Origin of the sequence: Synechococcus sp. A15-62 (genome assembly GCF_014280075.1) — a bacterium.
In the GTDB taxonomy this organism is placed as follows: domain Bacteria; phylum Cyanobacteriota; class Cyanobacteriia; order PCC-6307; family Cyanobiaceae; genus Parasynechococcus.
This window is the reverse complement of sequence record NZ_CP047950.1, coordinates 501,706-515,284: the sequence shown is the minus strand read 5'-3', so window position 1 is coordinate 515,284 and position 13,579 is coordinate 501,706. Positions and strand designations below refer to the sequence as shown.

Here is a 13,579-nt window from a genome sequence, read left to right as displayed (position 1 = left end):
TGAAGGCCAGCCGTGGTTGTTGATCAACAATCGCTTCTCGAAAAACAAGATCGTCTCGAAGAACTGCAGCGCAGTTACGACGGCGAAGAACGGTTGAACGAATCATTCATCGTTCTGACGATTGGCGCCAGCCTGATCGCCAGCCTGGGTTTGGTCGCCGACAACAATGCTGTGATCATCGGTGCCATGGTTGTGGCGCCGTGGATCCTGCCGCTGCGGGTGGCGGTGTTCGCGATTCTGATCGGGCAGGCAAGGCTGTTATCCCGATCACTGATCACCCTTGTCGCCGGAGCAGGGATCACCTTGTTCCTATCGATGGGATTGGGCTTCATCGCACGCGCTCAAGACTTGCTTTTGGTCGAGGCCTTGCCAGAACAGATCGTCTCCCGACTGGAGCCCAACACCTTTGATCTGGGAATCGCTCTGGCGGCAGGTGCGATCGCGACCTACGCCAAGGTCAACCCCGGTGCTGTGAGTTCGATGGCCGGCACGGCGATTGCCGTGGCCTTGGTTCCGCCGGTTTGCGTGATGGGATTGATGCTCTCCGGGCCAGACATCAGCAGTGCCCAGGGTCCTGCACTGCTCTATGCCGCCAACCTGCTTGGAATACTGATTGGTGGAATCACGGTGCTGGCGATTCGTGAGCCGTACTTCCGCGACAAACTCAGGCGCCGCCGCCGCTCACGCTTACCCGTGCTGTTGGCATTGGTTTTGGCCGTGCTGGTGGGTCAAAAACTGTATGGAAGATATGAGCAATACCGATTCAAGCTGAAACGAGAGGTTGCTCAAAAACAGATTGAATCCGAGATCCGCTACTACCTCAAAAATGAAACATTAATCTTTGGCGCCAACGACGCCGTGGAACTGGGAAAAGTTGTATTCGACTGGCCCAACTACTGGGAACAAGATAAGGCCCCAAGCTTCCAGGTGGTGGTGCGATCGCTCGACCCCACGCTGCCGAGTTACAAGCAGGTTCAGAACATCCAAGACACGATCAACAGCAGACTTGCAGGCCAATTCCCCGGCCTTGAACTACAGATGCAGGTGCAACGCATCAATATGAGCGTGGTGGAAGGAAATGAAGTAGACGTGGAGGTTGATCTCGAGCAACTCTTCAACGAGTTAGATACTGCCCTCGCACCAGCACAGTTGCTTGAAGATGAAACGAAAGAGGAAGCTGAAGACTCCGCTAATACTGGAATTTGTTTAGAGACAGATTGCTGAAACGCGATTTATTTGCGAGTCAGGATGACAAACAGGGCGTGAATCACAGCGGCTGGCCACATGCCGAACAACACCGGAAAACCAAGGCCGCCCACAGCGAAGAGATAAATCACCAGGTTGATCCAAAAGGGCTGGGTCAACCCCACCTGGGTGAAGACACCAAGGGGTGGAATGAACAGAGCAATGATGATCCGAAAGATGTCGCCGCAGGTCATCAGAGGAAGCTCGGGAGTGTCCTTGTTTTAGCCATCACCGCCTGATGCACAGATGGTCCTCGCCATTGATGATTGATCCGACTCCAAGAACTGCCTGCACAACAAAAAGCCCCCTCCGAGGAGGGGGCTTTCCGATTCAGTTGATCTGAATCGTTTGTTGATTCCAGATCAACCGATGGCAGGAGCTTGCAGAGCCACAGGAGTGGACTCAGCAGCAGCCAGGTCGAGGGGGAAGTTGTGAGCGTTGCGCTCGTGCATCACTTCCATGCCGAGGCCGGCACGGTTCAGCACATCAGCCCAGGTGTTCAGGACGCGGCCCTGACCATCAAGGATGGACTGGTTGAAGTTGAAGCCGTTCAGGTTGAAGGCCATGGTTGACACGCCGAGGGCGGTGAACCAGATGCCGACAACAGGCCAGGCAGCCAGGAAGAAGTGAAGGCTACGGCTGTTGTTGAAGGAGGCGTATTGGAAGATCAGGCGACCGAAGTAACCGTGGGCAGCCACGATGTTGTAGGTCTCTTCCTCTTGGCCGAACTTGTAGCCGTAGTTCTGGGACTCGCTCTCGGTGGTTTCACGCACCAGGGAGGAGGTCACCAGGGAGCCGTGCATGGCGGAGAACAGGCTGCCGCCGAAAACACCTGCGACGCCCAGCATGTGGAAGGGGTGCATCAGGATGTTGTGCTCGGCCTGGAACACCAACATGTAGTTGAAGGTGCCAGAGATGCCCAGGGGCATTGCGTCAGAGAAGGAACCCTGACCGAAGGGGTAAACCAGGAAGACAGCGGAGGCTGCAGCGACAGGTGCGCTGTAGGCAACGCAGATCCAGGGGCGCATGCCCAGGCGGTAGGAGAGTTCCCACTCACGACCCATGTAGGCGTAGATGCCGATGAGGAAGTGGAAAACAACCAGCTGGAAGGGGCCGCCGTTGTACAGCCACTCATCGAGGGAAGCAGCTTCCCAGATGGGGTAGAAGTGCAGGCCGATGGCGTTGCTGGAAGGAACAACAGCACCAGAGATGATGTTGTTGCCGTAGATCAAGGAGCCAGCGACGGGCTCACGGATGCCATCGATGTCGACCGGAGGAGCGGCGACGAAAGCGATGACGAAACAGATGGTGGCAGCCAGCAGTGTGGGGATCATCAGCACACCGAACCAACCGACATACAGACGGTTGTTGGTGGAGGTGACCCACTCACAGAAGGCCTGCCAGCTGGAAGCGCCGGAGCGCTGCTGGAGGGTGGTGGTCATGAGAACGGAAAGAAATGTTCCCGAAGGAACGGTTTAAGGAAGGGCAGGACAGCCCTGCCTGTTCGGGAGTGTAAAGGAAGATTGCGCTGTGTGTCCTCAGATTGCGAAACCAACGCTTAAGCGCCCCACGCGGGGAAAGCGAGACTTCCAAAAGGCTTAAGATTCATGAGACTCACCAGGGCGCTTTTTGGTTCTGATCCGCTGGATGCAAGCCGGCCTTCGCTTGGAGGAAACCGTTCCTCTGAGCCAGGCTCGTCACAGGCGACTGGAGCTGGAGGCTCAAGGTGCCACGGTGTATTGGAGTGAGCGACTGGCCCAAGGCCAGCTCTGCTGAGAGGCTGGGACCAATCGGGACTGGCCCATGCGGCGTTTGATTCCTCTGCTTTGCCTTGGGGTGACCTCAATTGGCCTGAGCAGCTGTCGAGTGGTGCCCTCCAGCAACGACAAGCCAAGCGGAAGTGCTTCGATCGAACAGCTGGAACGAAGGATCAACCAGCTGGAGCAGAAGCTGCAAGAACTCAGGTCACCTGCCGGCGACCCCGACAGCAAGACACCAGCCGGCCCGCTGCGATCCCTCACCCTGCGGATCGGCACCGAGGACGACCGATTGCGGATGTACTGGGCTGATGGTCAGATGAGCAATCTGATCTGCTCAGAAGAAGGGAAGGGTGTGTGGGCCTGCGGTTAAGCCGCAGCGAGCAGCTGTTTGAAGGCCAGTAGCCAGTTGGGCTCCACAGGCCACACCTCCCGGCGGGTGAGGGAGAAAGCAATGCTTTTCTCGGCATAGGCCGCTTCGTTCACAAACACCGGAATTTCCCCTTCAACCCAAGCTTCACAACGGTCGGTCCCATCAGCAGCACGAAACATGGCCTGGGTTGAGGCGATGTTCTGCCAATCGCGGCCCTGCAGGTCGGGATGCACAAGGGCCTGAGGCTCTCCGTTCTCCGCCTTCGGAAGATCCCGACTCCCCAAGTGACGGTGCACCACCAAAGCATCCGGCAGCCGGGCTAACCCCTGATGTGCCTGATCCAAGGCCCTCAGGCAGGCTTCCAAGCCAAGACGGGTCTGTTCAACGACCCGGGCATTGAGCAGACCTTGCGGCACAGGCCCCACCTCGATCACCAGTCCGCAGGGCCAGGATTCAACAAGGAAGCCGGTCTGCTGAGCATCGGCTTCATGCAGATAAATCGGCAGGCCGAGCGCTCCCTGCACCAAAGCAGCGAGGGCGAGATCAGCAGGGCGTCGGCCGTACACAACCAGGGAATTGCCCATGGCCGCAGTGGTGCTGTGCAGATCGATGGCCACAGCACAGGGCTGCTCGCCACTCGGGCCATGCAAACGCAGGAGTTCCCCAGCTCGCAGGAACTCCAATCCGGAGGCACCCTGCTCCAGCTGTTCCGGGAGGAAGCAGCGGTTGAGATCACGATCGACGTATCGGCAGCGGCGGCGCAACGCTTCTGGGTTGCCGATCACCTTCTGGACCGCCAAGCCAGCCGCGTCGATCAGATCAGGGTTGGCCTGCCACTGCTGCAGCAACCAAGGGGCATTCACCTCATTCCCATGGGTACCGGCCACCACAAGAACGCCACAGCTGCTCATGGACCACAGCGAACCAAGTTCTGACTGAAGCACGAGTCACAGCGAGGATGAAAGGGATCCAAAACAAGCCATGTCGATCCCACCTGTCGTGGTCACGGCCGCCCGTCGCAGCTGGCGATGGCAATGGCAACGGCTCATGGGTGGGCTAGGCCCAGCCGATGCGGCCGGCAATTACACCCGCCCAACCAGCGATCCGCTCACCCAGCCGGCATTAAATCCCGCGGACCTGCTCCAGCGCAGCGCAGGTCAACGGCCGATGCTGGTGATCGGGCGCAGCTGCCCCTGGGCCCACCGCACCTGGCTGGTGCATCAGCTGCGCCATCTGCACGACAGCGTCACCCTCGTGATGGCACGGGCGGATCACAACGCTGGACGCTGGGCCCTCGATCCAGCCTGGGAGGGGTGCAAAACGCTGCTGGAGTTGTATCAGCACTGCGGCGCCCCCCCCAGCTACCGGGCCACCGTGCCTGTGCTGGTGGATCCCAAGACGCGCACCCTGCTGGGAAATGACAGTGCACCACTGGTGGACCTGTTGAACCGCTGGCCCCATCACGACGAGATTGTGGACCTGGCACCAGCAGAAGCAACCGACAGGATCCAGGCCTGGCAGCAGCGGCTGCAACCGGCCATCAACGATGGGGTTTACCGCTGCGGTTTCGCCCGCAACCAAGCGGCCTACGACCACGCTGAAGCCGATCTCTTCGCCGCCCTCGATGCGGTGGAGCAGAGCCTCGAAAGCAATGGTCCATGGCTGTGCGGGGAAGCACTGACCCTGGCGGATGTGCGGCTGTTCCCCACCTTGATCCGCTGGGAGCTGGTGTATGCCCCCCTGTTCGGTTGCAGTCGGCAGCCGCTATGGCACTACCGGAAGCTCTGGAAATGGCGACAGCGCTTTTATCGCCTGCCGGGCGTGGCGGACACCTGCGACGGCAACGCCTGGCGACACGATTACTTCGGTGCCCTGTTCCCCCTCAATCCCAGCGGCATCGTTCCAGCCGGTCCTGACCTGAGCACACTGGTGAACAGCACGGCAGCGTCGGGATGACCAGCGCAGATCCAACCTTTGAAGGTGTTTACGGCACCTACTCGATCACCGCTGCCGATCGCCAGGAGGTGCGTTTTTATCGAATCGCCCTGTTGATCACCGGTCTCAGCCTGGCCGCAGGGGTGCTGCAGTGGTGGCAGACCGACAGCCCCTGGGCATGGCTCTGGGTGCTGCCGATGGCCACGGCCCTTGGCCTGGCGCTGCGCTGGATTCACATTTATCTCCGACCCTTGCACCGGGCCCTGCAACTGTTCTGGCTCAGCGGTTGCATCGGTTGGGGGGCCCTGCTGCTGCAGGCCGGCCCCACCGAAGTGCTCTCCACCCTCCGGATTCAGCCGCTGTGGATCCTGGCCATAGGGCCGCTGTTTGCCGCCTTGGCGGGAATCGGCTTCAAGGAGTTTTTCTGCTTCCAACGGCCCGAAGCCATTGGTCTCACCTTGCTGCTGCCGGCAGCGCTGCTGGGGCATCTGGTGGGACTGATCAATGGTGACCTCTGCCTGGCTCTACTGGAAGCTGCGGCGTTGCTGCTGGTGCTGCTGGCCCTGCGCAAATTCGGCATGGAGGCAGCAGCGGATGTGGGCGACAAGAGCGTGTTTGCTTATCTGGACGGTCAACTGCCCGCTGGCAAGCCGTGAGTCTGATCAGCCTGGTGAGTGCGGCCAAGGATTTCGGCATCCGCACCCTCTTTTCCGATCTCGATCTCCACATCGGTGAAGGGGAGCGGCTCGGGCTGATCGGTCCCAATGGCGCCGGCAAATCCACCCTGTTGAAGGTTCTGGCGGGGAAAGAGCCACTCGGTGAGGGGGAACGCCGCTGTTCACCGCGGCTTCGGGTGGAGTTGGTGGGTCAGGAGAGCCGAATCACTCCGGGGCTCACGGTGCTGGAACAGGTGCTGGAGGGCTGCGGCGCCAAACGGGATCTGCTGGTGCGCTTCAACGCCCTCAGCGACGCCATCGCGGCAGACCCCAGCAATGAAGCACTGATGGCGGAGCTGGGTCAGCTCAGCCAACGGATGGATGAAGAAGAAGCCTGGAGCCTGGAGCAGCAATGCCGGGAAGTGCTGCAGAAATTGGGCATCAGCGATCTCCAGCGCCCGGTCGATGACCTCTCCGGCGGATACCGCAAACGGGTGGGTCTGGCATCAGCCCTGGTGGCCTGCCCCGATGTGCTGCTGCTGGATGAGCCCACCAACCATCTCGACGCCGCTGCCGTGGAATGGCTGCAGAGCTGGCTGGATCGCTACCCCGGGGCTCTGGTGCTGGTCACCCATGACCGCTATGTGCTCGATCGGGTGACGCGACGGATGGTGGAGGTGGACCGAGGCCAGGCCCGCACCTATCAGGGGAACTACAGCACATTTCTGCAGCACAAAGCGGAAGAAGAAGCCTCAGAAGCAGCCTCAGCGGCCAAGTTCAAAAGCGTGCTTCGCCGAGAATTGGCCTGGCTACGCCAGGGCCCCAAGGCGCGTAGCACCAAACAGAAGGCGCGACTGCAACGCATCGAAGCGATGCGCGAGCAGAAACCCAATCAGGCCAAAGCGAAGCTGGAGATGACCGGCATCAGCCGGCGCATCGGCAAACAGGTGATTGAAGCGGAAGACGTTGGGGTCACAGCCGATGGCAGCCAAGGCGGTCGCCCACTCCTTGATGGCTTCAGCTACAGCTTCAGCCCTGAAGACCGAATCGGCATCATCGGCCCCAACGGCAGCGGCAAATCCACCCTGCTTGATCTCATTGCCAGACGGCGCGAGCCAACCCAAGGCAGCCTGCTGCTTGGGGAGACCGTGCATATCGGCTACCTGGACCAGCACACCGAAGACTTCAACAAAGGCAAAGGGCTCGATCGCAAAGTGATCGAGTTCGTGGAAGAAGCCGCCAGCCGGATCGATCTGGGGGGTGAACAGGTCACCGCATCTCAGCTTCTGGAACGCTTTTTGTTTCCACCGGCCCAGCAGCACAGCCCCTTGGCCAAGCTCTCGGGAGGCGAGCGCCGCCGCCTCACCCTCTGCCGGATGCTGATCCAGGCGCCCAACGTGTTGCTGTTGGACGAACCCACCAATGATCTGGATGTTCAGACCCTCAGCGTTCTCGAAGACTTCCTTGAAGACTTCCGGGGCTGCGTGATCGTTGTTTCCCACGACCGTTATTTCCTCGATCGCACCGTTGATCGCCTGTTCTGCTTCAACCAAGGACGGCTTAATCGCTTTGAAGGGAACTACAGCGCGTTTCTGGAGCAACAGCGCCAGGAGGAACGCAGCCAGACCCAGGCGAGCAAACCCTCCTCACCAAAACCGGAGCGCAGCAGCGAAACCAAGCGCGATGGTCCGCGGCGTCGAAACTTCAAGGAAAACAAGGAGCTTGCGGCTCTCGATCAACAGCTGCCTGACCTGGAGTTGCAGAAGGAGGAGCTGGAACAGCAGATGACGCAGGAGGGCGCCGACATGGCCAAGCTGAGCCTTGATCTGGCTGATCTGATCTCCCGCATCGAACAGGCCGAAGAACGCTGGCTGGAACTCAGCGAATTGGCGCCCTGAGCAAGGAGCTGGAGCCGTGGTTGTAGCCACGGCTACCGCCACCTCAGATCAAGATTGACGGATGGTCATGGGGCGGGATTCCACCACTCCAAAACCAATGAATCGCCGTAAGGTGCTTCCAGGCCACGGTCTGAATTCATGAAGTCCATCGACGAACACATCCAGAAGGATCAATCGGAAATCGAAGCTGCCAAAGCAGCTGGCGACGAGGCCAAGGTTCGTCACCTCACCGATGAGTTGAAGTCGCTAGAGGAATACAAGGAGCACCACCCCGGCGACAGCCACGACCCAACCTCCCTCGAGCTGCATTGCGAGGCCAATCCCGATGCAGACGAGTGCCGCGTCTACGACGACTGAATCAACCAGCGCGTGAAATCCAACGAGGGCTTAGTAGTCCTCGTTGTAATCGGAGGGGCTGCCGGTCAGGGTGCAGACGACAGCCTCTTCATTACGCATCGCCTTCACTTCAGCGATTGGGCGTCCCATGCGTTGAAGCACAGCAACATCCTCTTTCGTTTGGCACCGGGCAATCACGTCGCCTTTGTTATCCAGACAGGTGTAGAAGGTCATGTCATGGGAGAGACATTCCCGTTATGGCTCTCCCGCGTTCAGCCCACAAGCATCGTTGTGGCTGATCACATGAAGATTGTCTAGAGCATCAACTCACACTCCGAGCTGGGCCCAGGTTTCGGCAAGCAATTGGTCAAGATTGGTTCCCATTGCTGCGGAAATGCAGAGCACGGGCCGACCACTCGCCGTTTCAAGGTCTTCTCGCAAGGCGGGTAGATCCTCCTCTGACACCAACTCCTGCTTGTTGATCACCAGCAGACGGGGCCGATCAACCAGACCATGGCCATAGGCCTCCAGTTCCTGCTGGACGACGTTCAAGTCAGCCACGGGATCCTCGGATCCAGCGTCCACCAGGTGAATCAGCAGACGGGTGCGTTCGATATGACGCAGAAAGTCGTGGCCAAGACCAGCGCCCTGTGCGGCCCCTTCAATCAAGCCTGGTATGTCTGCAAAAACAGTGCCGTCTCCACTGGGCCGGCGCACCACACCAAGGTTGGGGACCAAGGTGGTGAAGGGGTAATCGGCAATCTTGGGTCGCGCTGCCGACAACACGGCGATCAAGGTGCTTTTGCCGGCATTGGGAAGTCCAATGATGCCCACCTCAGCCAGCAACTTGAGTTCCAGCTGAAGGGGCCATTCCTCACCCTCACGCCCCTCGGTGAATTTCTCCGGCGCACGGTTGCGATTGCTCAGGTAATGGGCATTGCCCAGACCACCTCGCCCACCGAAGGCAACGGTGAGCCGTTCACCCGGCGCTGTGAGGTCGCCCAGAAGAATGCCGGTGCGCAGATGGCGTACCTCCGTGCCGCAAGGCACCTTGATCACCAGGTCTTTTCCTGATGCACCGGTGCATTTGTTCGGGCCACCGCGTCGCCCGTCGTCAGCAGCGAACAGGCGCTTGTATTTGAAGTCGAGCAGAGTTTGCAGGTTGCTGTCGGCCTCCAGAACCACGGGAGCCCCACACCCGCCGTCACCTCCGGAGGGGCCTCCAGCAGGCACATACTTTTCACGGCGAAATGCAGCGATGCCGTCGCCGCCGCGCCCGCCTCGGACCGTGATCCGTGCCTGATCGATGAACTGCACGGTGCTGCCGGCTCAATCCAATCCATAACCCTAAGATTCAGCCGCTGCAGCTCTGCCGTTGGCCGGCGTCCGTTTCGAAGACCTCAGCAAGACGTTCCCAGGGCGCGGCGGCGGTGATCCCGTTGATGTGATTCGTCAGTTGAATCTGACGATCAACGATGGCGAGTTTTTGGTGCTGGTCGGTCCCTCGGGGTGCGGCAAAAGCACCTTGCTGCGACTGCTGGCCGGTCTCGACCATCCCAGCAGCGGTGAAATCAGAATCGGAACTCGGCCCATCAGCGATGTGCCGCCAGCGCGCCGCAACGTCGCCATGGTGTTCCAGAGCTACGCGCTCTACCCGCATCTCAGCGTGAGGGACAACCTCAGCTTCGGGCTGCGCAGAAGCCAGGCAAGATCGACATTTCAGCGAATCCAAGATCAAGCCTTTCGATCCACGCGCATGTTGCCCAAACCACTGCGGGTGCGGTCAGTCAGAGAAGAACAAATCGATGCCCGGGTGAACACCGTTGCCAGATCTCTGGAACTAACGGAATTGCTCGATCGAAGGCCAAAGGAACTGTCCGGTGGACAGAAACAACGGGTCGCCCTCGGACGCGCCATGGCGCGCAATCCTGAGGTGTTCTTGATGGATGAACCGCTCAGCAATCTCGACGCCAAACTCAGAACGAGCACGCGCCAAAAAATCGTCGAGCTGCAGCGAGAACTCGGAACAACGACGGTTTATGTGACCCACGACCAGGTGGAAGCGATGACCATGGGCGACCGCATCGCGGTGTTGAACCAAGGGCGCTTGCAACAACTCGGAACACCGATGGAGTTGTACCGGTGGCCCTCCAACATCTTTGTGGCCCAGTTCATCGGCAGCCCAGCGATGAGCCTGTTGCCCGTCACGGTGGGACCCAATGCAACCCTCATTTTGGGAAGCAAGCGCATTCAGGTTGAAGGTGAAATGGTTGAGCCCTTACTTGAACGAGAAGGCCAACACCTCACCGCAGGATTGAGGCCTGAACACTGGCATCTGGCACCAGCAACGAACAGAAATCTCCAAACCGAGGTGAGCCATTGCGAGCGTCTGGGCAATGAGCAGATCCTCACCTGTCGGCTCGTGGATGGGGATCAACTCATCCAAGTCAGAGGTTCAGCAGACATCAACATCAAGGCCGGCGATGCCATCCATCTCGACCCTGACCCCACAGGCTGGCGGTTGTTCGAGGCGGATGGAGAAGCGATCCGTTAACCACTGCGACGGCTGAGGCAACTCAGCGCACCCAGACAACGCTGCAGCCCGGTCCGCCGTCCCCCTGCTCCGCATCAGTCACCCGTTCCACGTATGGCACCGTGTCCAGCCAGGCGCGCAGGCCGCGCTTGAGCTTGCCCGTACCAATGCCATGGATCACCCAAACCGGGCCATTGGCACTGCGCAGGCATTCCTCAACCGCTGCTTCGGCCTCATGCACCCGCATGCCCCGCACATCAAGGGTGTTGCGACTGGTGCGCACCTGTGCACCACCGCCACCGGCTGAACGGGCATGCACCTTCACCACCGGCTTTGGAGGCGGCTCTGGCTTACGCCCATCCAGGCTTTCCACCGCCGTCAGATCCACCGTGGTGCGCATCACCCCGCAACGGACTGTCAGCTGAAGGCCGTCATCGGTGATGGCCAACACATCGCCGGCCTTACCGAGGGCCAGCAAGCGCACGCGATCGCCCACGGCCGGACGCCAGCCTGGCTTGGGTGCACGCCGTTCAGGGGTGGGGCGGTGATGGTCCTCCAGGCTGCGTAACCGTTGCCCAGCCCGCCGCGCGGTTTCCCCATCCGCGCGTTCATCCCGCAGACGGCGAATCAGGGTGCGAACTTCCTTCTGGCCCTGACGGATCGACTGCTCCAGGCGTTGACGACCCTGCTCCTGACGTTGCGCGGTCTGCTGCTTTTGCTTCTGCCAGCGCTGCAGCAACTCCTCGTGCAGCAGCTCAGTGCGTGCCAGGAGTGCTGCAGCATCTTCTGCCGCGGCCTGCTGGCGCTGCCGTTGCTCCTCCAAGCCGCGGATCACACTGTTCACCTCACCATCACCTCCTGGAGCCAGCAGCTGCTGGGCCTGGTGAAGCACATCCGAATCGAGCCCCAGGCGCGTCGCGATCGCCAGCGCATTGCTGCGTCCCGGAATTCCCCAAAGCAACTCGTAGGTGGGGGATAACGTCTCAGGGTTGAAGGCCACAGAGGCATTCTCAAAACGAGCGTCGTCGTATTTGAGGGCCTTGAGTTCACCGAAATGGGTGGTGGCAATCGTGAGCCGAGCTCGATCGGCAAGAGCCTTGAGCAGAGCCGTGGCCAGGGCCGTTCCCTCACTGGGATCTGTTCCAGCACCCACCTCATCCAGCAGCACCAGGGCAGGGGAACCACTGCGCTGCAGCGCCTCAAGAATGCGCCCGATGCGCTTCACGTGGCCGCTGAAGGTGGACAGGCTCTGCTGAAGGGATTGCTCATCGCCGATGTCCGCCAGCACCTGGGCACACCAGGGAAGGGAGGGTTGGCCCGAGCAGGGCAGGAGCATCCCGGCGCGCGCCATCAGTGCAGCGAGGCCGATGCTTTTCAGGGTGACCGTTTTGCCACCGGTGTTGGGCCCGGTGATCGCCACCACCCGCAGCTCCGGAGACACCTCCACCGAAATGGGAACCACGGGTGGCCCATCCGCGCGCTTGTGCTGCCACACCAACAGCGGGTGCCGCAGACCTGAAAAGCGAAACGGAGCCTCCGCTGCCGGCTCAAGCTGCGGCTCGACGCCGCCAAGCCAGCGGCCGTAACGCCCACGGGCAAGAGCAAAATCAAGCGTGCGCAGCACGGCCACCACCTGGTTGAGGGCAGACGCCTCTTCAGCCACCAGAGCACTCAGCTCCGCCAACACCCTGCGTTCCTCATCCCGAATGCGGGACTCCAGCTCCGCCAGCTTGTTGCCCATGGTGAGCACCGAGCGGGGTTCCACGAAGAGGGTGCTGCCTGAAGCCGAACTGTCGTGCACCTGCCCCGGCACCTGGCTCACGGCACCGGCCTTCACCGCCAGAACAGGACGGCCATGACGCTCGGCGATCACACTGTCCTGCAGAGATGGCGCCAGGCGACGCAGCAACTCCTGAAGTTTGTCGCGTCGCTCCTGGCGCAGTCCGTTCCATTGATGCCGGAGCGCCGATAAGGCCGAGCTGGCGCGATCAGCGACGCGGCCACCCTCTTCGAGGGCAAATTTGAGCCGCTGCTCCAACTCCGGCAGCGTCACCATCGTTTCAATCAACGCGGTGCAAACCGGGCGCAGCTCGGGGTCGTCGATCTGACGGCGCAGGCGACGGGCCGCTGCCAACGTTTCCGCCACGGCCAGCAGCTCTTCGCCGGAGGCCACTCCTCCCTTGCTGCAACGCAGCACCACGGGCTCGAGGTTCTGCACGCCGCGGAAGCTAAGCCCGCCCTCGGTGAGGTCATCAAGCGCCGCCATTTCAACGGTCTCGGCCAGGCGTTGTTTCGACTCATCCAGGCTGGCCGGAAGCGGTTGCATCCGAGCCGCATCACGGCCCATGCCGGTGCTGGCAAAGCCGCTGAGATGGTCACAGACCCGATGCCACTCCAGCAGTTCGAGGGTTTCCTGCTGAGCCCGATCCGCCTCTTGACTCAAGTCAATTGCAGTTGGAGGGGATGCCACCGGGGGGTTCATAGAGCATTTCGAGCCAGTTGCCTTCCGGGTCTTTCAGATAGAAAGACGCCGTGCCGTCGCGGTGGTCATGGACGGCACCAACGTGCACACCCTGCGCTTTGAGACGGTCGTGAATCACATCCACCTCCGCACGATCGCGGAAATGGAAGGCGAAATGTGGGCCAGCGGCTTTGTAATCCGGGCCTAACAAGGCGAGTCCGTCGCGACCTTCCCCAGCTTCGAGATAGCACCAGTCGTCGGCACGCCAGACCAGACGCATGCCCAGATCGGTGTAGAAGGCAACAGCCCGATCGACGTTCTCAACACGGATCGCAACGTGACCGAGACGATCCACGCCCCTGGGTTGATCGGTTGTTGCCATCGG

The 13,579-nt window shown here is 60.6% G+C and carries 15 protein-coding genes; 8 read left to right on the top strand and 7 right to left on the bottom strand.

Annotation, left to right across the window (positions count from 1 at the left end):
* Positions 1-12: 12 nt before the first annotated feature.
* A complete protein-coding gene (locus SynA1562_RS02725; protein ID WP_186494650.1) occupies positions 13-1,224 on the top strand; it encodes a DUF389 domain-containing protein in 1,212 nt (403 codons plus the stop codon).
* A gap of 8 nt (positions 1,225-1,232) precedes the next feature.
* On the opposite strand, the gene SynA1562_RS02720 is transcribed toward SynA1562_RS02725, so the two are convergent.
* Positions 1,233-1,439 carry a YqaE/Pmp3 family membrane protein gene (locus tag SynA1562_RS02720; protein WP_115081635.1) on the bottom strand — a complete coding sequence of 69 codons (207 nt, stop codon included), beginning with the start codon at positions 1,437-1,439 and terminating at the stop codon, positions 1,233-1,235.
* A 168-nt stretch (positions 1,440-1,607) separates the two neighbouring features.
* Entirely contained in the window at positions 1,608-2,687 is a 1,080-nt protein-coding gene (psbA, locus tag SynA1562_RS02715; protein WP_006850357.1) for a photosystem II q(b) protein, read from the bottom strand.
* A gap of 187 nt (positions 2,688-2,874) precedes the next feature.
* On the opposite strand from psbA, the gene SynA1562_RS02710 reads away from it, so the two are divergent.
* Together SynA1562_RS02710 and SynA1562_RS02705 are read left to right on the top strand one after the other, a co-directional pair.
* Positions 2,875-3,021, top strand: a complete 147-nt coding sequence (locus tag SynA1562_RS02710) for a hypothetical protein (protein ID WP_186494649.1) — start codon at positions 2,875-2,877, stop codon at positions 3,019-3,021.
* A 27-nt stretch (positions 3,022-3,048) separates the two neighbouring features.
* Positions 3,049-3,375: a hypothetical protein gene (locus SynA1562_RS02705; RefSeq protein WP_186494648.1), complete on the top strand. Its 327-nt coding sequence runs from the start codon at positions 3,049-3,051 to the stop codon at positions 3,373-3,375.
* On the opposite strand, the gene SynA1562_RS02700 is transcribed toward SynA1562_RS02705, so the two are convergent.
* A complete protein-coding gene (locus SynA1562_RS02700) occupies positions 3,372-4,286 on the bottom strand; it encodes an aspartoacylase (protein WP_186494647.1) in 915 nt (304 codons plus the stop codon). The two genes, SynA1562_RS02705 and SynA1562_RS02700, sit on opposite strands and share 4 nt — an antisense overlap.
* A 70-nt stretch (positions 4,287-4,356) precedes the next feature.
* On the opposite strand from SynA1562_RS02700, the gene SynA1562_RS02695 reads away from it, so the two are divergent.
* The 4 genes from SynA1562_RS02695 (at position 4,357) to SynA1562_RS02680 (ending at position 8,221) form a co-directional block, all read left to right on the top strand.
* A complete protein-coding gene (locus SynA1562_RS02695) occupies positions 4,357-5,331 on the top strand; it encodes a glutathione S-transferase C-terminal domain-containing protein (protein WP_186494646.1) in 975 nt (324 codons plus the stop codon).
* On the top strand, positions 5,328-5,966 hold the full coding sequence (locus SynA1562_RS02690; protein WP_186494645.1) for a DUF2301 domain-containing membrane protein: 639 nt from the start codon (positions 5,328-5,330) through the stop codon (positions 5,964-5,966). Before SynA1562_RS02695 ends, SynA1562_RS02690 begins: the two co-directional genes overlap by 4 nt.
* Complete coding sequence (locus SynA1562_RS02685; protein WP_186494644.1) at positions 5,963-7,864, top strand: ABC-F family ATP-binding cassette domain-containing protein; 1,902 nt, start codon at positions 5,963-5,965, stop codon at positions 7,862-7,864. The genes SynA1562_RS02690 and SynA1562_RS02685 overlap by 4 nt, the downstream gene beginning before the upstream one ends.
* 138 nt (positions 7,865-8,002) lie before the next feature.
* Positions 8,003-8,221: a CP12 domain-containing protein gene (locus tag SynA1562_RS02680; RefSeq protein WP_186494643.1), complete on the top strand. Its 219-nt coding sequence runs from the start codon at positions 8,003-8,005 to the stop codon at positions 8,219-8,221.
* Between the two features lie 30 nt (positions 8,222-8,251).
* Here the strand turns inward: SynA1562_RS02680 and SynA1562_RS02675 are convergent, their stop codons facing one another.
* Together SynA1562_RS02675 and obgE are read right to left on the bottom strand one after the other, a co-directional pair.
* Positions 8,252-8,434 carry a hypothetical protein gene (locus SynA1562_RS02675; protein WP_186494642.1) on the bottom strand — a complete coding sequence of 61 codons (183 nt, stop codon included), beginning with the start codon at positions 8,432-8,434 and terminating at the stop codon, positions 8,252-8,254.
* A gap of 93 nt (positions 8,435-8,527) precedes the next feature.
* A complete protein-coding gene (gene obgE / locus SynA1562_RS02670) occupies positions 8,528-9,517 on the bottom strand; it encodes a GTPase ObgE (RefSeq protein ID WP_186494641.1) in 990 nt (329 codons plus the stop codon).
* Between the two features lie 58 nt (positions 9,518-9,575).
* Between obgE and SynA1562_RS02665 the strand changes: the two genes are divergently transcribed.
* The gene (locus SynA1562_RS02665; RefSeq protein ID WP_186494640.1) at positions 9,576-10,754 is read left to right on the top strand and encodes an ABC transporter ATP-binding protein; all 1,179 of its coding nucleotides are present in this window, start codon (positions 9,576-9,578) and stop codon (positions 10,752-10,754) included.
* A gap of 22 nt (positions 10,755-10,776) precedes the next feature.
* Here SynA1562_RS02665 and SynA1562_RS02660 read toward each other — a convergent pair whose 3' ends face one another.
* Together SynA1562_RS02660 and SynA1562_RS02655 are read right to left on the bottom strand one after the other, a co-directional pair.
* Positions 10,777-13,215, bottom strand: a complete 2,439-nt coding sequence (locus tag SynA1562_RS02660) for an endonuclease MutS2 (protein ID WP_255445698.1) — start codon at positions 13,213-13,215, stop codon at positions 10,777-10,779.
* Positions 13,178-13,576: a VOC family protein gene (locus SynA1562_RS02655; protein ID WP_186494638.1), complete on the bottom strand. Its 399-nt coding sequence runs from the start codon at positions 13,574-13,576 to the stop codon at positions 13,178-13,180. Before SynA1562_RS02655 ends, SynA1562_RS02660 begins: the two co-directional genes overlap by 38 nt.
* Positions 13,577-13,579: the final 3 nt, after the last annotated feature.

Excerpts from the sequence above, each read along its gene's own strand:
- SynA1562_RS02720 (WP_115081635.1), bottom strand. The coding sequence starts at position 1,439 with ATGACCTGCGGCGACATCTTTCGGATCATCATTGCTCTGTTCATTCCA.
- psbA (WP_006850357.1), bottom strand. The coding sequence starts at position 2,687 with ATGACCACCACCCTCCAGCAGCGCTCCGGCGCTTCCAGCTGGCAGGCC.
- SynA1562_RS02705 (WP_186494648.1), top strand. The coding sequence starts at position 3,049 with ATGCGGCGTTTGATTCCTCTGCTTTGCCTTGGGGTGACCTCAATTGGC.
- SynA1562_RS02700 (WP_186494647.1), bottom strand. The coding sequence starts at position 4,286 with ATGAGCAGCTGTGGCGTTCTTGTGGTGGCCGGTACCCATGGGAATGAG.
- SynA1562_RS02695 (WP_186494646.1), top strand. The coding sequence starts at position 4,357 with ATGTCGATCCCACCTGTCGTGGTCACGGCCGCCCGTCGCAGCTGGCGA.
- SynA1562_RS02690 (WP_186494645.1), top strand. The coding sequence starts at position 5,328 with ATGACCAGCGCAGATCCAACCTTTGAAGGTGTTTACGGCACCTACTCG.
- SynA1562_RS02680 (WP_186494643.1), top strand. The coding sequence starts at position 8,003 with ATGAAGTCCATCGACGAACACATCCAGAAGGATCAATCGGAAATCGAA.
- SynA1562_RS02675 (WP_186494642.1), bottom strand. The coding sequence starts at position 8,434 with ATGACCTTCTACACCTGTCTGGATAACAAAGGCGACGTGATTGCCCGG.
- SynA1562_RS02660 (WP_255445698.1), bottom strand. The coding sequence starts at position 13,215 with ATGAACCCCCCGGTGGCATCCCCTCCAACTGCAATTGACTTGAGTCAA.
- SynA1562_RS02655 (WP_186494638.1), bottom strand. The coding sequence starts at position 13,576 with ATGGCAACAACCGATCAACCCAGGGGCGTGGATCGTCTCGGTCACGTT.